Origin of the sequence: Micromonospora sp. LOL_021 (assembly GCF_048060215.1) — a bacterium.
Lineage (GTDB): Bacteria > Actinomycetota > Actinomycetes > Mycobacteriales > Micromonosporaceae > Micromonospora_E.
In genome coordinates this window covers 14,087-33,189 of record NZ_JBHMIN010000025.1, presented here as the reverse complement: position 1 = coordinate 33,189, position 19,103 = coordinate 14,087, and the positions used below count along the sequence as shown (strand labels likewise).

General features: G+C 68.1%; 9 protein-coding genes. 6 read left to right on the top strand and 3 right to left on the bottom strand.

Annotation, left to right across the window (positions count from 1 at the left end; translation table 11 throughout):
• The first annotated feature begins 39 nt into the window (after positions 1–39).
• The 5 genes from ACFHWT_RS17505 to ACFHWT_RS17485 all read left to right on the top strand — a co-directional run bounded on the left by ACFHWT_RS17505 (position 40) and on the right by ACFHWT_RS17485 (position 11,000).
• The gene (locus tag ACFHWT_RS17505; RefSeq protein WP_416595717.1) at positions 40–1,935 is read left to right on the top strand and encodes a CRTAC1 family protein; all 1,896 of its coding nucleotides are present in this window, start codon (positions 40–42) and stop codon (positions 1,933–1,935) included.
• Positions 1,932–2,960, top strand: a complete 1,029-nt coding sequence (locus ACFHWT_RS17500) for an enediyne biosynthesis protein UnbU (protein WP_416595716.1) — start codon at positions 1,932–1,934, stop codon at positions 2,958–2,960. The genes ACFHWT_RS17505 and ACFHWT_RS17500 overlap by 4 nt, the downstream gene beginning before the upstream one ends.
• On the top strand, positions 2,957–8,806 hold the full coding sequence (locus ACFHWT_RS17495) for an SDR family NAD(P)-dependent oxidoreductase (protein WP_416595715.1): 5,850 nt from the start codon (positions 2,957–2,959) through the stop codon (positions 8,804–8,806). Before ACFHWT_RS17500 ends, ACFHWT_RS17495 begins: the two co-directional genes overlap by 4 nt.
• A gap of 34 nt (positions 8,807–8,840) precedes the next feature.
• Positions 8,841–9,227 (top strand): acyl-CoA thioesterase, encoded by a 387-nt coding sequence (locus ACFHWT_RS17490; protein WP_416595714.1) that lies wholly within the window; start codon positions 8,841–8,843, stop codon positions 9,225–9,227.
• Between the two features lie 240 nt (positions 9,228–9,467).
• Entirely contained in the window at positions 9,468–11,000 is a 1,533-nt protein-coding gene (locus ACFHWT_RS17485) for an MFS transporter (protein ID WP_416595713.1), read from the top strand.
• A gap of 62 nt (positions 11,001–11,062) precedes the next feature.
• Here ACFHWT_RS17485 and ACFHWT_RS17480 read toward each other — a convergent pair whose 3' ends face one another.
• The 3 genes from ACFHWT_RS17480 to ACFHWT_RS17470 all read right to left on the bottom strand — a co-directional run bounded on the left by ACFHWT_RS17480 (position 11,063) and on the right by ACFHWT_RS17470 (position 14,111).
• Positions 11,063–11,698, bottom strand: a complete 636-nt coding sequence (locus ACFHWT_RS17480; protein ID WP_416595712.1) for a flavin reductase family protein — start codon at positions 11,696–11,698, stop codon at positions 11,063–11,065.
• Positions 11,699–11,799: 101 nt separating this feature from the next.
• Entirely contained in the window at positions 11,800–12,918 is a 1,119-nt protein-coding gene (locus ACFHWT_RS17475) for a hypothetical protein (RefSeq protein ID WP_416595711.1), read from the bottom strand.
• 17 nt (positions 12,919–12,935) lie between these two features.
• A complete protein-coding gene (locus ACFHWT_RS17470) occupies positions 12,936–14,111 on the bottom strand; it encodes a cytochrome P450 (protein WP_416595710.1) in 1,176 nt (391 codons plus the stop codon).
• 486 nt (positions 14,112–14,597) lie between these two features.
• On the opposite strand from ACFHWT_RS17470, the gene ACFHWT_RS17465 reads away from it, so the two are divergent.
• Complete coding sequence (locus tag ACFHWT_RS17465; RefSeq protein ID WP_416595709.1) at positions 14,598–19,085, top strand: amino acid adenylation domain-containing protein; 4,488 nt, start codon at positions 14,598–14,600, stop codon at positions 19,083–19,085.
• Positions 19,086–19,103: the final 18 nt, after the last annotated feature.

Here is a 19,103-nt window from a genome sequence, read left to right as displayed (position 1 = left end):
ACCAGCAGATCCCCACGTCGCCTGCGGAGGTGAGACGAGATGCCGAAGGCACTTCGGCGGCTACTACCCCCGATGGTGGGGTTGATTCTGTGCGCTGCGCTCGGACTGCTGGTCATCCGGCCAGCACCTGGTGTGGCCGAACTGCGTGACCTGACACAGCGGTTCGAGTTCGACGTACATCAGCTCAACAGTGCGCCGGCCAACAGTCGCGCGGTGCGACCGGTGGCACCGCAACTCGACGGCCTCAACAGCTGGATCTCAGCAGTGGGCGCGGCGGTCGCACTGGCCGATCTGCGCGGGCTCGGACGGGCCGCTGACGCCTGCCTGGTGGATCCGCGCGACGACTCGGTCACCCTGCGCCCGGTGCCCCAGGCCGGCGGAGCGGACTACCCACCAGCCCTGCTGCATCCCGACGGACTGCCGTACGACCACACGATGGCGCCGATGGGATGTGTACCGGTCGACCTCGACGAGGACGGCGACCAGGACATCATCGTCTACTACTGGGGCCGCTCACCCGTCGTCTTCCTCAACCGGGGTGGGCCTGCCGGGGTGCCGTCCGCGCGGCAGTTCCAGCCGGTCGAGCTGATCACGCCGATGGAGATCTGGAACTCGACCGGACTCAACGTCGCCGACGTCGACGGAGATGGCCACCTGGACATCTTTGTCGCGAACTACTTCCCGGACGGGGCGAAGGTTCTCGACCCGGCGGCGACCGAGGACCAGCGTATGGCGATGCAGCACTCGATGGCGCTGGCCGCGAACGGCGGATCGAACCGGTTGCTGCTGACCCAGCCGACCGGCACCGCTGACCAGTCGCCGGCGTTGGTCGACGCCAGTGCGGAGGTCCCCGCCCAGGCGGCCATGTCCTGGACACTGGCGGTCGGGTTCCAGGATCTGACCGGCGACCAGCTGCCCGAAATCTACCTCGGCAACGACTTCGGCCCTGACCACCTGCTGGTCAACCACTCCACCCCCGGCAAGGTTCGACTCGACGCCGTGGTCGGTGACCGGGACCTGGTCACCCCCAAGTCGCAGGTTGTGGGCCGCGACTCGTTCAAGGGCATGGGAGTGGCCTTCACCTACGACCGGGGCGAAACGCTGCCGATAATCGTGGTCAGCAACATCACCACGCCGTACGCGTTGCATGAGAGCAACTTCGCCTTTGTTCCCGACGGCGACGGCCGGCAGTTGCTCGACGGCGACGTGCCGTTCACCAACCGCAGCGAGCAACTGAGCATCTCCCGGTCGGGGTGGGGCTGGGACGTCAAGGCCGGCGACTTCGACAACGACGGGGTGGACGAGCTACTCCAGGCAACCGGCTTCATCAAGGGCGACCGGGACTACTGGCCGAAGCTGCAGGAGCTCGCCATGGGCAACGATGATCTGTTGCGGTTCCCTGTCGTCTGGCCGCGCTTCGTTCCTGGCGGAGACCTGTCGGGCCATGAGCACAACCCCTTCTGGGTACGTCGTGACGACGGCCGGTACGCCGACCTCGCGCCACAGCTGGGCATCGGCGCGCCAGATGTCTCCCGCGGTCTGGCATTCGGGGATGTCGACGGTGATGGACGCCTCGATGTTCTGGTCGCCAACCAGTGGGAAGACTCGCGGGTGTTGATGAATCGCAGCACAGCTGGGAATTCAGCCACGCTACGGCTGGAGATCCCGGTCGGTGACGGTGCCAGCAGCCGTCCCGCGATCGGTGCCCAGGTCGTGGTCCACAGTCCGGACGGTGACCGACGGGCCCAACTGTTCCCGGCCAATGGGCACGCTGGGGTGTCCGCGGCGGAACTGCACGTTGCGTTGCCGGACGGGCCCTCGCGGGCCACGGTCACCTGGCGTGCCGGAACCGAGGTGCACCGGGCGACGCTCGCAGTCAACCCTGGACGGCACACCGTACTGCTCACTGCGGACGGATCGGCGGTACTGCGATGACATCCACGATCACCCCTCAGACCACCACCGACCAGGGTCAGCCGGGCAGCGGAGGCCGGCCAGCGGTCGATGGGACGACTCCGACCACCCAAGCGGGGACCGCGCCGACGACCAGCCCGAGAGTACGGGCGCTGCGGCGTTTCGCCATCTCCATCACCGTGTTCAACATCGTCGGGCACCTTGTTCTCGGGTTCGAGCAGGCGCCGATCACACCGATACTGGCGGTACTGGTCAGCTACGGCATCGCCCTGCTGATGGAGTACCTGGACAGCCGGGTGTACGACCGTCTGCCCGACTACCACGGCGGCGTCAACGCGCTGGTCACCTTCCTGCTGCCCGCCCACATCGCTGGCCTGGCCTGTGCGATGCTGCTGTGGGGCAACTCGTCGCTCTGGCCGTACATCTTTGCGGTGACCGCCGCCAATGTCAGCAAGTACGTAGTCCGGCTGCGGGTGGGCGGCCGGCTGCGGCACGTGCTCAACCCGTCCAACGCCGGAATCGCACTTACCCTGGTGCTGTTTCCGTGGGTCGGCATCGCGCCACCGTACCATTTCACCAACAACGTTTCCGGTGGGGTGGACTGGTTGTTGCCGTTGGGCGTACTCATGCTCGGCACGATGCTCAACGCCAAGCTCACCCGCCGGCTGCCGCTGATCCTTGCCTGGGCCGGCGGCTTCGTCGCCCAGGCGCTGCTGCGGTGGCTGCTCTTCGACCACAACCCGATCGGTGCGCTCCTGCCGATGACCGGGCTTGCGTTCATTCTGTTCACCAACTATATGATCACCGATCCGGGGACGACGCCGCACCGCCGACGCGGGCAGATCGCCTTCGGGTTGACCGCCGCTGCGGTCTACGGCGTGCTGGTCGTCTCCGGTATTTCGTTCGGCCTGTTCTTCGCACTGGTGATCACCTGCGGTCTGCGCGGACTCGCCATGCTCGCCGGTCGGTTGCGGCACTCTGCTCCGGCGGAGGGACCGGCTGCTGTGCCGGGCAGCGCCGGGACCGTGGTCGAGGGGCGGACATGAATCTCGAACCCATCGCGGTCGTGGGGATCGGCTGCCGGTATCCGGACGCGGTCGGGCCGGACCAGCTCTGGCAAACCGTGCTCGGGCGGCGCCGCGCCTTTCGGTTGTTGCCGACCGAACGCCTCGGCCTGGCGTACCGGGGCGACCGCGACGACCCCGACACCACCTACGTCACCCATGCCGGACTGTTGCGCGACTGGACGTTCGACCGGCAGCGGTTCGGCATCCCCGGCCCGCTGTACCGGTCTGCCGACCACAGCCACTGGCTGGCTCTGGAGACCGCGGCCGAGGTGCTCGCTGACGCTGGCCTCGGCGGGGGACAGCTGGACCGGGTCGGTATCGATCGCGACCACGTCGGTGTGGTGCTCGGCAACTCGTTGACTGGTGAGTTCAGCCGGTCGTGGACGGTACGCGCCCGGCTGCCGTACCTGGCCGAGGCGAGTGCCCTGGCGATGCGGCGGGCGGGTGTGCCAGACAGCCAGGCGGCCAACGCGCTGGAGGCGTTGGGTGATCTGGTCCGCTCGACCTTTCCCGAACCGAACGACGAGACCCTGGCCGGATCGCTGGCCAACACCATCGCCGGGCGGATCTGCAACTACTTCGACTTCCACGGCACGGGGTACACTGTAGATGGTGCCTGCTCGTCGAGTTTGCTGGCGGTGATGACGGCTGCCCGTGCGCTGCGCGACCGCGAACTGGACCTGGCTATCGCGGGCGGCGTTGACCTCAGCCTGGACCCGTTGGAGCTGGTCGGGTTCGCCCGGATCGGCGCGCTGTCCGTCGATGAGATGCGGGTGTACGACGCTGAACCGACCGGGTTCCTGCCGGGTGAGGGCTGCGGCATGGTCGCGCTGATGCGGGTCGACGATGCCGAACGGCTTGGTCTGCGTAGCTACGCGTACATCAGCGGCTGGGGCACGTCGTCGGATGGCTCAGGCGGGCTGACCCGACCCGTGATGAGTGGTCAGGCGATGGCGCTGCGTCGTGCCTACCGGATGGCCGGGGTGTCACCAGACCAGGTCGGGCTGGTCGAGGGGCACGGCACCGGTACCTCGGTCGGGGACCGGGTCGAGTTGGAGGCACTGTGGCAGGTGCTGGCCGGCTCGGACCGCCGGGGGCCGGCGGCCCTCGGCAGCGTCAAAGCCAACATCGGGCACACCAAGGCAGCTGCCGGCGTGGCCAGTCTGATCAAAGCGGTGCTCGCGGTCCACCACCGGGTACAACCGCCCACTACCGGCTGCCCGCAACCGCATGGGTTGCTGCGCCGTGCCGGCGCTCCCGTCGAGACCCGGCACGAAGTCCGGGAATGGGCGGAGAAGGTGCCGGTCGCGGGTGTCTCGTCGATGGGGTTCGGCGGGATCAACAGCCACCTCGTGGTAACCGGGGCGACGCCGGGCGGGCACCGCGTGGGCGCGCTGCCCGCCACGATCAGTGCCTGGGCGCGGCCGGTGCCGGACGACGACATCATCGAGCTACGGGCGGCGGATCAGGCCAGTCTCATCGGGCAGTTGCGGATCCTGGCCGACCAGGCAGCACGATTGAGCTACGCCGAGCTGCATGATCTTGCCGCCAGCTGCAACCGGGCTGGTGGCCGCGGTGCTTTCCGGGCGGCCTTGGTCGCCTCCCGGCCGTCTGCGATCGCCGCCGCCACCTCCCGCGCTGTCGAGCTTCTATCATGTTTGGATGGCGCGATAGCGTTTGACGAGTCGGCCGGTGCGGCTGTCGGTTTCGGCACTGCCCGGCTCGGGCTGCTCTGCCCCGGGCAGGCGGCGCCGGTACGGGCGGATCTACCGTCCTGGGCGGTAGAGCTCGGCGTACCCGAACCTGACTACGAATTCGCGGTGCGGGATGGTGACGTCGCCACTGACGCTGCGCAACCCGCCATCGTCCGTCAGAGTCTGGCTGGTTTGGCCTGGCTGTCGGCGCTCGGTTGCCAGCCGAGCGCCGCTGTCGGACACAGCCTTGGCGAGATAACGGCGTTGGTCTGGGCGGGCGCGCTCGATCCGGCGGACGCGTTGCGACTGGCCTCGACCCGTGGCCAGGTGATGGCGGCCTACGGGGCAGCCGACACCGGCATGGCCCAGCTGGCCGCGGACGCCGCCACCGTGACCGGACTGCTGGCCGGCACGAACCTGGTGGTGGCCGGGTTCAACGGACTTCGACAGACCACTGTGGCAGGCTCATTGGTCGAGCTTCGCCGGATGCTGAGCCGGGCGGCGGCGGACGGGATCATCGGCAAGCTGCTGCCGGTATCGCACGGGTTCCACAGCCCGGCGATGGCTGCAGCCCAGGAGCCGTTCCGCGAGGCACTCAAAGGCATATCGCTGGGGTCGGTCGCGCGGCCAGTCTTTTCCACCACGACCGGTGAGCTGTTGACTCGTGGGACAGACCTGGCGCAGCTGCTCGTCGACCAGCTCACCACACCGGTGCAGTTCCTACCCGCGGTCCAGGGCCTGGCCGCACGCTGCGACCTGCTCGTCGAGGTGGGACCGGGTACGATCCTCAGCGGCCTGACCGCCGGTTGCGATGTCGGTACCCCGGTGGTCTCGCTGGACTGTCTCGGTCCGCCGCGCCGCCACGCGTGGGCGACGGCGGTGCTGGCCGCGGGCGGCGCCGACCTGGATGCCTACTTCGCCGGGCGGGCGTACCGGCAGGTCGGGCTCGGTGAGCCGATCACCCTGCTGGAGAATCAGTGCGAGGCGCTGCCGGTTGATGAACCACGACCGGCGCAGCCGCTCGCCGTGGCCACCGACGCGGTGGCGGCGGTCACGTCGGCCGAGCCGGTGCTCATCGGCGTCACCCGCGCCGGTTCCCGGGCGAACGGACGGCCCGCGAACGGGTCTGCGACTGACTGGCTACCGGCGAACGGCTCCGCGACGGACGGCTCCGCGACGGACGGCTCCGCGACGGACTGGCTACCGGCGGACGGCTCCGCGGCGGACGGTCACCCTGTCGTCGACTCGGCACCCCCGGAGATCGTCGGTCCTGCCCAACCTGATCGACTCGACACGTTGACCGTGGTCCGCCAGCATCTGGCGGATACCCTCGAACTGTCGATTTCCGAGATCAGACCGGAGTCCGGCCTGCTCGGCGATCTACACCTGAACTCGCTGCAGGCGGTCCAGACCTTCGTCGAGATCGCCAACAAGCTGGCCCGAGTTCCCGCTGAGCCATCGGCCGAGTTGGCCAACGCCACGGTGGGACAGGTCGCCGAGTTGATCGCCGGGCTTCCTCCGGCGGGCTCCCCGCGGTCCGTCGCGACCGAAGGCGTCCGGGCGGTGGTGCGCGCCTTCCAGCACGACTGGCGGCCGTACCCGCCAGGTGACCCGCTGCCGACATCTGCGCCGACCGCCTGGCAGGCGCAGGCCCCCGACGGACACTGGCTGAATGATGTCGTCGAGCAGGTCACCGTGGTGTCCGCCGCTCGTCGAGGGCTGGCGATCGTGCTGAGTGGCGGGGCTGATCAGGCGATCGACGTCACCGTCGAAGCGATGCGGTTGATCGAGCAGCACCGTCCGGACACGCTGCTGCTGGTGCACTCGGGGCATCCCGCTGCCGCGGCGATCGGCCGGGGCGTCGCGGCTGAGCAGCTCGGCTGCGCCGTGACTGTTGTCGATGTCGAGGACGGCCACCGGCTGACCCGACTAGACCTGGCCGGCGTCCAGGCCTATCAGGAGCTTCGAGTGGATGCCGCTGGTGCGCTGCTGCGGCTGGAAACCACGGCCTTGCCGGTACGCCCGACCGATGCGTCGACCCACCTCACCGAGACGGACGTGCTGCTCGTCAGCGGCGGGGTCGGTGGAATCACCGCGACCTCGGCAGCAGCGATCGCCGAGACCGCCGGCTGCGGGCTGGTGGTCCTGGGCAGGAGCTCCCCGGAGAGCCCGCAGGTACGCGACGGTCTGCGCCAGCTCACGCGGAGAGTCCGAGTCTGGTATGTCCAGTGTGACATCACCGATCTTGAGCAGACCCGCGACGCGGTCCGACAGGCCGGCCGCTACGGCCGAGTGTCCGGTGTCGTGCACGGCGCCGGCGTCAACCAACCCCGCCGGATCACTGAAGTGACGGCGGACTCGTTGGCGGAGACGACCGCACCGAAGGTCTCGGGCTTGCGGAACCTGCTCGCCGCCGCTGGTGACGGCATGCGGCTGGTGCTGGCGTACGGCTCCATCATCGGTCGCTGCGGGTTGGCCGGCCAGCTCGAATACTGCGTGGCCAACGACTGGATGCGGGTGGAGCTGGAACGGTGGGCCGCGGAACATCCGCAATGCCGTACCCATCTGCTGGAGTGGTCGGTGTGGGGTGCCCGCGGTATGGGGGTGCGCCTCGGCGCGCTGGAGAGCCTGACCGCCCGAGGCGTCGCGCCGATCGATCCGATCGACGGTGAGGCTGTGCTGCTGGACCTGCTGGCCGATCCGGACGCGCCGGTCACCGTACTGCTGACGAGCCGGTATCCGGCTACCGCGACCCTCGCGGTGCCGCCGGTCGCCTCGCTGGCCGCACTTCGGTTCGCGGAGGACCGGCGCGACCTGCTGCCGTCGGTGGAACTTGTGTTGGACAGTCGGCTCTCGCTGGGCACTGATCCCTACCTGACCGATCACCGCATCGACGGGGCCGCCGTCTTTCCTGCGGTGCTGGGGCTGGAGGCGATGGCGCAGAGCGTCGTGGCGTTGCGCGGAAGCCGTCCGGCCTGGTCGATGCGGCAGGTCAGCTTCGCCGCACCGATCCTGGTGCCGGACCACGACGTACGGACACTGCGGTGCGCGGCACTGGCCGGGGCACAGGATCCCGATGAGGTGGAGGTGGTCCTCCGCGACGATCAGGACGCCTTCACCCAGGTCAGATTCAGTGCGGTCGTCGGCGAGGTGCCACTGCCGCCCCCGTCGAATCGGCTCGGCACGCCGCCTGCGACGGCGCAGGCTGTCCATCCGTTCTACGGGTCGGTGTTCTTTCATAGCGGAAGGTTTGCCCGGATCGCCCGGTACGAATGGCTGTCTGCCTTCGCGGTGCGGGCCTGGCTCGACCCGGGTCCGTCGGTACGCTGGTTCTCCGAGTACCACGGTGAGGAGCTGCTGCTGGGTGATCCCGGCCTGCTCGATGCCAGCATCCATGCGCTGTTGGCCTGTGTTCCGCATCGGCGGGCGCTGCCGGTGGCGGTGGCGCGGTTCACGGCGTGGCGTCCGGTGCGAGGCGCGGTCCAGGTCATCGCCGTGGAGCGTTCGCACACCGTCGACAGCTACGTGTTCGATGTAGTACTGGTCGATCCGCAGGGCCTGGCACTGGCGCAGTGGACGGGTCTACGCCTGCGGGCGGTCGGTCCATCCGGCGTGGATCCGCTGCCCGTCGAGACAGTGGGAGCGTATCTGGCTCGCCGGTTGATCGAGTACGACATCGCAGACGACGTTGACCTGTGGCTCACGCCAGAGCCCGCCGACGGTGTCGACAAGATGGTACGGGGCCTGCTGCCGGGTCCGGCGGTGCCGACTCGCAGCTTCCCGAACAGGTGGGGGACCATGGTGGCGCTCAGCGCCCGGCCGGTCGCGATAGCGACGGCGTCGCCTGCTGACTCTGTTCCCGATGGCTGGACCGGGTCTGCGGAGCTGGTTGGGGAGATAGCTGACAAGACCGGCGAGCCGGCGATCGCGGCGGGCATTACGGTACGGGTCGCCGAGGCTGCCTTGGCGGAGTTGGCCGGCAGCCACGCCGGACCGCTGCGGCTGGAACAGGTGGCAGACGCCGCGCTGCTGGTGTTGCGCTGCGGCTCGACCGCCGTGCTGGTGGCCCGGGTGTCGATGCCGGGCGAGAAACTGCCGGTCTCGGTAGCCGTGGCGGTCGACGGGAGTTGAAATGAGCGGTTCGGCGTACCACTACCGACATGTGGTGACCTTCGACGAGACGAACCTTGTCGGTAATGTCTACTTCGCACATTTTTTGCACTGGCAGGGGCACTGCAGGGAGAGGTTCCTCGCTGATCACGCCCCACGTGTCGTGAAGGCTCTACAGGGTGGCGAACTCGGCCTGGTGACGGTTTCGTGCACGATGGACTACTTCGCCGAGTGCTTCGCTCTGGACGTGGTCGATGTGCAGATGACCATGCGCAGCTCGGGATCACATCGGGTCGAGATGAATTTTCGGTTCTGCCGTGACGGGATGACCGTCGCGGCGGGTCGTCAGACGGTGGCTTGTCTGGGCCGCGACCGGCAGCCGCCGTCCCCGGTTCCGCTGCCCCCGGAGCTGCTCCGCGCCGCGGAGATGTTTCCGATCTGACGCCGACCGGCTGCACGTGCACCGCGCTGGCGGCGCCTGCCGTGGGGACGTCTGCCCAGCTAGGACCACGCGCATCTGCATTGACAGAACAAAATGTTTCCACAGTACGCGGTCTTGTGGTTCACTTGCTAACTGTTTTGGTGCCACTACGGATGGTTGTGTCTACGGCGTGATGCCGGGTCACCGGGCGACGTTTGCCTTGGCGGATGCGCAGTAGACGAGCGACGGAAAGGGGTAGCGATGGAGGCCAACGCAGCACCAACTAGTCGGACCGGTGGCACGGGCCCGGCAGACGCCGGCACCACTGCTGCGGACAACGGTAGTGGTGGTCGGACCCTGCTGTTCGTCCTGTGCCTGGCGCAGTTCATGCTCATCCTCGATGTCGCAGTCGTGGCGGTCGCGATGCCGACCGTGCAACGTGAGCTCAACATCGCGGCAGCAGACCTGATGTGGGTGAGCACCGCCTACGCCTTGACCTTCGGCGGCTTCCTGGTCGCCGCAGGGCGGCTGGCCGACCTGTTCGGCGCCCGCCGGATGGTGCTGATCGGTCTCGTGGTGTTTGCCCTCGGCTCACTCGGTTGCGGAGTGGCGGACGGCGGATGGCTGTTGTTCATCTCCCGGGGTGTGCAGGGCGTCGGTGCCGCGATGGTGTCTCCAGCGGCTTTGTCCCTGGTCACCACCAGCTTCGGCGAAGGCGCCGGCCGAGCTCGGGCCCTCGCCGTCTGGGGCGCGGTTTCCTCCGCCGGCGCGGTGGTCGGCCAACTGCTCGGCGGGGTGTTCACCGAGTTGGTCAGCTGGCGACTGATCTTCCTGATCAACCTGCCGTTCGCGGCGCTGGTCATCGTCGCGGTGCTGCGCCAGGTCTCGGCCCGGACGGCCCGGACGGCCAACCAGAAGACCGACATCCTCGGCGCCGCCCTGCTCACCGGCGGGATGATGCTGCTGGTGGTCACCACCGCTCGGGCGGCCGCCGGTGGGTTCACGCCGGCCGCGCTGCTGACCGGCCCGGTCGGTCTATTGTTGCTGGTGGTCTTTCTGCTGGTCGAGCGGAAGGTCACCGCACCCATTGTGCCGCTGCGGATGTTCCGCAATCCGCATGTCAGCCTTGGCAATGTCATCTGCTTCGCGTCCAGCGGGGTCACGATCGTGACGGTCTTCTTCGCTGCCCTGATCATGCAACAGGTGCTGGGGGCCTCTTCATTGGAGGCCGGACTGACCTTCGGCCCGGTGTCCGCGTTGATCACCGTGGCGGCGCTGCGGTCCGGATGGGCCGTGACGAGATTCGGCGTACGCGCGGTGCTGTTGGCGTCGGCGGCGCTCAGCGCGGCCGGCATCGTGCTGCTGGCCCTGACGCCAGCCGACGGCAACTACCTGCTGCACGTCGCGCCGGCGCTGGCGATCTTCGGCATCGGCGGGGGGCTTGGTTTCGCACCGGCCATGTTCGTGGCGACGACCGGCGTCACGCCCGATGAGCAGGGTCTCGCCTCCGGACTGCTCTCTACCTCTCAGCAGATCGGTGGCGTGCTCTCGCTGGCGGTGTTGAACCTCGTCGTGGTTAGGGTGACGGCTGCGGACACCTCTTCGGTGACCGAGCAGGCCGCGATGTCCGGATACCGGATCGGGTTGTTGGCCGCACTATTGCTACCGGCGGCGGTGGTGGCCAGCGTGCTGGCCCTGCCGAAGTCGCCGCCACCGGTCGCCGGACCCGATGCCCACGGTGACACTCCTACGAAGTCGGGCGATTCGTCCGTGCCCGCGCCGGCCACCACCTGACCGGAGACTGCATGATCGTGGGGCGGTGGACATGTCCGCCGCCCCACGACCGATCGGGCTTCTCACTGGAACACGTGGGGTGCCGGTTCCTCCTCGGCGGTGACGTCGTCACTGAGCCGTCCGTAGCAGCGGGACAGCCGTAGCACCGGATCCAGCAGCCGGCTGTCGGCCCGGCCGTCGTGCCAGACCGAGGGATCGACGTGGACGTGGACCACCTGACCGATCACCAAGGTGCCGTTGCCGACCGGATAGGTGGCGGCGAGCGTGCACTCCAGGTGCGCGCGGGCCTGACCGACGCGGGGCGGGCGCACCCGAACCGAGGGGACCGCTGTCACGCCGACCTCGACGAACTCGTCGACCTCGGAGTCGAAGTCACCGCCGGATGCGTCGAGCGCTTCGAGCAGGGACTGATCGGCGACGTTGATCACGAACTCCCCGGTGTTCCGGATGTTGGTCAGGGTGTCCTTCTCCCCGATCGAGCTGAACATCGCGTGCGGGGGATGATCGGCGACCAGGTTGAAATACGAGTACGGCGCGAGATTGGCGCACCCGTTGGGGGAGACGGTGGAGACCCAGGCGATCGGCCGGGGCACCACCAGGGAGGTGATCAACTGGTAGACGTCCGGCTTGTTCCACCGCGCCGGATCGATTTCGAGATCTCGGTCGAGACGTCCCGGAGCCTGTGAGGCGATGGTCATCGTTTTCGGTGCGTGAACGCGGCGCGAGCCGGCCGTGGCACGCACCTACCCCCTTCCGAATGGCTGGTGCAGCAGGTCTGCCCGATCTGTGCCACCGACGGTCAACGGATGGTCCGGCTGATCCACTGGTCGCCGAACTGCATCAACGGGCAGTACCGTGCGGCCCGTAGATGGCGCATCTTGCGCAGGGTGCTGGTGGAGTTCTGCGCCGTCGTTCCCGGCTGCACCAGCGACCGGTCGCCGTCGACCAGGACGGCGGCGATGGTGACGTGCCGCTCCAGGTCGAGTAGATCGGCCTCCAGCACCTCGTCGCGGGCGGCGGCGAGTAGGCGGTCGGTCGCGGACAGCTGCGCGAAGGGCTGCGGTAGCGCTTGCAGCACCTCGTCGAGGGCGGCCCGGTACCGGCGGTGCTCGACCTGCATCACGCCGCTGAGACTGATCTCGACGAAGGGCGGGGCCATCGTCGGCCGTACCACCTCGCGGTAGTACCGCGCCGGCATCGCGCCGGAGTGGATCATCGCTGCGGTGAACCCCCGGATGTAGCTGGCGGCGAGGGACAGCCTCGTCGCCGCTTCGCGGCTGCTGCCCTGGGTGGCAGCGCGCGCGGCAGCGCGAAGTTCGTCTTTCGCGTGAACATTGAGTAGGAAGTAGAAGTGGTGGACCAGGAACCAACGGTCGAGCCAGTCTCCAGTGGGTACGAACCACGCTTCATTGGAGGCCGTAGCCACCTGCGCCACCTCGCTGGCCTGCGGCCGTAGCCGTTCCAGGACCGTTCGCATGCTGGCCAGCTCTGCCAGTACGTCGTTGATCTCCAACCGGGCGTACCGGAGGTCGGCCAGCGTCCGGTAGACATTCGCGATCGCCTGCGCGGCCTGCTGCTCGGCAGACAACGGGGCGTGGCGGACCCGGAAGTAATCCGAATGTACCTGCACCGGTGGTGGCAGCGCCTTGGCATTCGGATACCCTGCGCTGGCCGCCAACTGGCGGCCCAGCGCGTCCATCAGCTCCTGCGTTCGGTCGAACCGTTTATCCACCTGCGCGCCGCCGCTGGACTCCAGCACGACGAGCAGTTCCTGCAGGCCTGCTTCGGCTCGGGCCCACAGGTCGCACGTCGACTGGTCGAGGCGCGGCGGTCCGTCAGCCGGATCTGTCGGCAGCACCAGCAGCGGTACGGCACAGGTCGCGAGCGGATGGGTCGCCGCTTCGGTCATCGTCGGCATCAGGCATCCTTCGTAGTTCAGGAGACTACCGGGGCACCGTGCAGCCGCAACGGGATCGACGAGTAGCCGCGCAGCGTGGCGTTCTCCCATGGATCGAGGGCGCCGTCGACCGCCAGCGCCGGATACCGGCGTAGGACCGCGGTGAGCGCAACCCGGCCTTCGATCCGGGCCACCAGATTGCCAAGGCAGGAGTGGGCCCCCCGGCCGAAGCCGAGGTGCGGGTTCGGCGAGCGGGTCAGATCCAGCCGCTCCGGGTCGGCGAACCGTTCGGGGTCGCGGTTGGCTGCGGCCAGGATGACCACGACCATCTGGCCGCGACGCATGCGCCGTTCGCCGACGGTCACGTCCTCGGTGCAGACTCGGCTGACCACGTGCACCGGTCCGCAGAAGCGGACCAGTTCCTCGACGGCGGTGTCAGGATCCGCGCCCAGCAGCGACACCGAATCCGGGTGGGCGGTCAGAGTGGTGAGCGCGTTGCCAAGAAAGCGCGCGGGAACTTCGAATCCCGCGTGCCAGAACGCCCGCAGCGAATTGTGCAGTACGGCGTCGGGGTAGTCGACCTTGGCTCGGTTGGCAGCCACGTAGCCGCTGATCCCATCGGTCGGTCCGTTGGCAAGCCAGCCGGCGACGAAGTCGCTGAAGTGCTGCCGTGCCGCCAGGCCGGCTTCCTCGCTGCCTGGGTCGAGTCCGGCGTCCATGCTGCGGTGTAGTTCGTCGTTGCGCTGCCGCCACTGCTCGTCGGCCTCTGGCGGCGGCATGCCGACCAGTTCGGAGATCGTGCCCAGTGTGAACGGAGTCGCGAAATCGGTGACGAAATCAATGGTTTCCCGCTGCGCCAACCCGTCCAGCAGGCGCTCGGCGCGTTGTTGGGCATTGCGCTCCAACGCCCCCATGTCCTGGGACCGCAGCGCGTCGACAGCGAAGTGTCGCAGCGGGGTCTGGTCCGGCGGGTCCAGGGTTTGCAGGCTCAGTAGTGGGTCGGGAGTCGGGATGCCCACTTTGCGGAAGTCTGCCGCGAATACGGCGGAGTTCTTGAGCACCTGCAGGCAGTCTGCATACCGGGTCAGCACCCAAGCGCCGAGTCCGGCATGCCAGTGCACTGGATCCGACTCCCGGAGTTGCCGGTACACGGGGTAGGGGTCGCGGAGGACATCAGGGTCGAGTGGATTGAATAGCTCGTCCTGGTTGCTCATGTTCGACCTGCCTGTCTGGCCTGCCGGCCGGCGATCAGTGTTGACAGGAGAGCTGTGGTCCGGCGGTCGAGCCGCCGGACCACAGCCGCTGCTCAGCCTCAGTGCAGGTAGCGCATGACCGTCCCTCCTTTCGCACTCGCGGAGATTGGGAAAGCCAGGGGCGATATGGTGCGTTACCTTGCTCGACCCTGACGCCATGGGGTTGGAACGTCAGCAGCGTAGTCCATCCGGGCAAAGCACGAGTGTATTCTTAGGCTTGCTGCGAATTGGTGTCAAGGTTCGCTGAAAGATCTTTCCGTACAGTGAAAGTGTTCTTGTCGACGATCATCTGATGGCACCACAAATCGACGTAGGCGATGTTTAGGGCAGCAAGAATTCCATCAGCATTCCTCTTGTCTGGCCTGCTGCTGGCTAGCGTGTGTAGGCGCGTTGATCCATCCACGGAATGGTGTAGTTGGATCGAGAGAGGCGGATCTAGTGTCGAGTGTGCGTGAACAGGTAGCTGACCTGCCCGAGGAGGAGAAGCGAGCGCTGCTGGCCCAATTGCTCGGGCAGGACGATGACCGGGAGGCCGGCCGGCTGTTGCCGCCGCAGCGCCGCTACTGGGTGCTGCACCAGGTGTCGCCCCAGGTCCCGACCCATGTGGTCCGGGTGATCGAGGTCGCCGGAGCGCTCGACGTCAACCGGCTGACCGAGGCGTTGCACAGCCTGGTCGATGCCCACGAGAGTCTGCGTACCAGCTACGTGGCGGTCGAAGGCCGCCCGGTGCGTGGTGTCGCCGACACGGGGACCATCCGGCCCGAGGTCACGGTCGTTGACTTGCGGCGGCGCGGGGCGGGTACGCCGGGCGAGGAGGAGCGGTACGCCGCGCGGGTTCGCGAGGCAGGTCGGCCATTCGACCTGGAAACCGCTCCGCTGCTGCGGATCGCGGTGCTGCAGGTCGACGACGACGTGCAGGAACTTGTGCTGACCGGACACCAGATGGTGGCCGACGAGGTGACGATCGACCTGCTGCTCGGCGCGCTGGCCGACGCGTACCAGGCGCTCGCCGCCGGGGAACCGGCGCCCGTGCCGGCCGAGCCGGAGATGTCCCTCGCCGACGTCGTCCGGCGTCAGCGGGCCTGGTTGTCGACTCCTGCAGCGCGCCGGGAACTGGAGTTCTGGACCCGGAAGCTGGTCGGCGTACCGACGCTGGATCTGCCTACCGATCACCCAAGGCCGGTGGACCGGATGCCGTCGTTGCGCGGCGACCGGCGGACCAGGCCGATCGCGCCGGAACTGGCCGCCGCGGCCGAGACCCTCGCGGGTACGGTCACCGCCACCATGTCCGACGTCGTGCTCGCCGGCATGGTCGCCGTCCTCGGCCGCTACGCCCTGGAACAGGACATCGCGGTCGGCCTGCCGGTCGACGGTCGCACCGACGACCGGCTGAGCGGCACCCACGCTCCGGTCGAAAGCACCGTGGTCATGCGCACCGACCTGTCCGGTAACCCCACCTTCCGGCAGCTGGTGCAGCGGGTGCACGCCGCACGCAGGGAAGCCGAGCAGCATCAGCAGTTGCCGTTCGAGCACGTGGTAGCCAAGCTGCGGCCGGAAACCGACCTGAGTCGGTCGCCACTGCATCAGGTGCGGTACGTCGACCGGCAGCAGGATTTTCCGCAGCACCAGATGGCCGATGGCAGTTGGTCCCTGGTGGACGCAGCAGTCGGCCTGTCGCCCTTCGACCTGACCGTGTACCTTGCCGGATCGGTTGAGGCGGGCTACCGGCTGCACGGGGAGTTCAAGGCCGAACTGTTCCGCCCGCAGACCGCCGATCTCTTCCTGAACCATCTCATCCAGTTGCTCGACGAAGCACTGGTTGATCCGGACCGGCCCTGTGCCGATCTGCGGATGCTCTCGTCGACCGAGACCGACCGGGTCCTGCACGAGTGGAACGACACCGCGACGCCACTTCCGGCCGAGCCGATCCTGCACCGCCTCGTCGCCGAGCAGGTCGAGCGGACCCCGCAGGCCTGGGCAGTGCTGGCCGGCGCCGACCGGCTCACGTACGCCGAACTCGACGCCTCGGCGAACCGGCTTGCCAACTTCCTACGCGGAAGGGGCGTCGGACCGGAGCATCTCGTCGCGGTCGTCGCCAGCCGCGAGGTGGGCACGATCGTCGCGTTCCTCGGTGTCCTCAAGGCCGGGGCGGGCTATGTCCCAGTCGATCCGGACCAGCCGGCCGAGCGGCTGCGGGCGGTGCTGGCCGACGCCGGTGCGCAGATCGTCGTCGTACCGGACGGCGTCGAGCTGCCGGTCGAGGCCGCGCCGGACCAGCTGTGGCTCCGGCTTGGCGACGCCGACGTGCTCGCCGCACCCGACACCGACCCGGAGGTACTGGTCGACCAGGCCAACACGGCCTACGTCATCTACACCTCCGGTTCGACCGGGCGTCCCAAGGGTGTGGTGGTGCCGCACCGGCAGATCGTCAACTCGACGCTGGCCCGCACCGGGTTCGGTCGGCAGAATCCGGAGTCGTACGCGATTCCGGTGGCGTTGTCCTTCGACGCGTCCGCCGCGGGTATCTACTGGACCCTGCTCACCGGCGGGCGCATCGTGCTTCCCAACGACGAGCAGGTGCGCAACCCCGCGCTACTGGCCCGGCTGGTGCAGACCGAGCGGATCACCCACATCACCCACATGCCGTCCTACTATCAGCTGTTGCTCGCCGCTGGTGGCCGTCAGCTCATCTCGCTGAAGGACATCTCGGCCGGTGGTGACGTCTTCCCTGCGCAGCTCGCGGTCGAGCACTACCAGACTCTGCCGTGGGCGCGGCTCTACAACGACTACGGTCCAACCGAGGTAACCGTCTGGGCGACCGCCCAGCTGTCCAAGGCGGAGGAGGACGGGGCCAGCGTCCCGATCGGTCGGCCGATCCAGAACACTCGCGTGTACGTGCTCGACGAGCGTCTCAACCCGGTCCCGGTCGGCGTACCGGGCGAGATCTTCGTCGCCGGCGACGGACTGGCCCGTGGATACCTCGGCCAGCCGGGTCTGACCGCCGACCGGTTCGTTCCCGATCCCTTCGCTGACACTGCGGGCGGTCGGCTGTACCGGACCGGTGACCTGGCCCGCCACCTGCCCGATGGAACGCTGGAGTTCCTCGGCCGGGCGGACAACCAGGTGAAGATCAACGGGTTCCGGATCGAACTCGGCGAGATCGAGAACGCCCTGCAGCAGCACCCTGGGGTGACAAGCGCGGTCGTCGACCTGCGCCGTCGCTCCCGCGCCGATGACGGCGCGCTGTTCGCCTGGGTGATCCCGGCCGACCCGGCGGAACCGCCGTCAGCCAGCGACCTCACCAGCCACCTGCAACGGCTGCTGCCCCGGTACATGGTACCGGGCGCGATCGTGATCGTGCCGGAGTTCCCGGTCAACGCGCACGGCAAGGTGGACCGCAAGGCGCTGGTCGAGCCGGACGTGAGCCCGATGTCGCTGCCCAGCGGAGAGGTGCCGCGCCGGCGGATTGAGAAGGACATCGCCGATGTCTTCGCCGAGGCGCTCGGGGTCGCGCGGGTCGGCCTGCACGACGACTTCTTCTCCTACGGCGGAAGCTCGCTGCAGTTGTCCCGGGTAGGTGCCCGGCTGTCCAAGGCGTACGGCCTGGAGTTGCCGTTGCACGCCCTGTTCAGTACGCCGACGGTATCGGGCGTGGCGTCGCGGATCGATCTGTACGAGCGGGAAGGCTTCGAGGGCCTCAGGGCCACTCGGGACCCGGCCGACGACCTTGACCGGGAGGCCTTCCTGGAGGACTCGATCACCGCTGAAGGGCTGCCGCAGGCCGACTTCTTCGCGCCGAAGGCACTGCTGCTCACCGGAGCGACCGGCTACTTCGGGGTGTTCCTGCTCGACCAGCTCATCGAGCAGACCGACGCGGACGTCTACTGCCTGGTCCGGGCCCGGGACGTGGCAGGCGGACTGGCTCGGCTCAAGCACAGCTGTGCGATGTACGAGGTGCCGTGGGACGACCGGTTCGAGCGCCGGGTCAAGGCGGTCGTCGGTGATCTCGGCAAGCCGCTGTTCGGCATGTCGCCGGACAACTTCGACGACCTGGCCCGCGTGATCGACGTGATCTACCACAACGGCGCGCTGGTCAACTTCTCCTTGCCCTACTCCGCGCTCAAGGCGCCCAACGTCGACGGCACAGTCGAGATGCTGCGCCTGGCTTCGCGTCACAAGGCCAAGCAGGTGCACTTCGTGTCCACCATCGACGTCTTCATCGCGGGGCACATGAACCGACCCTTCCTCGAGGTGGAGCTGCCGAGCAGGCCGCCGCAGGTGCCGTTCAGCTATCCGCAGAGCAAGTGGGTCAGCGAGAAGATCATCATGAAGGCGCGCCAGCGCGGGCTGCCGGTGACCATCTTCCGGCCGTCGATCATGATGGGGCACCCGAACACCGGTGCCTGCCACGCGCAGAACTACGTGCTGACTGCACTGCGCGGCTTCCTGGAGTTCGGTGTCCTGCCGGACTACCCGGAGTCGATGAACGCGATCACGCTGGATTACGCCAGCGCGTCGATGGTGCATCTGTCCCGGCAGGAAGCATCCCTCGGCAACATTTTCCACCTGTGGAACACCGATGCGATCCCGCACAACGCACTGTTCCCGTGGATCAAGTCGTTCGGATACCCGTTCGAGGTGATCTCCTTCGACGAGGCGGTCCAGTTGGCCATCAACGCCGGGCCAGACCACCCGGTCTACCCGATGGTCCCGGTGCTGCTCCTCTACACCAGCGGTGACGCGGGCGTCGAGATGACCATGGAGACCGAGCACGCGATCGACAACCGGTCGGAGTGCATCAACACCCTCGAAGGCATCAAGGGGACCGGCTTCGAACCCGCCCCGCTGGACGAGAAGTACATGCACGACTGTCTCGCGTACCTCGTCCGGCACGGCCAGCTCGATCCGCCAAGTGCCTTCCCACGGCGTCGCTGACCCGGCGACCTGGCATCG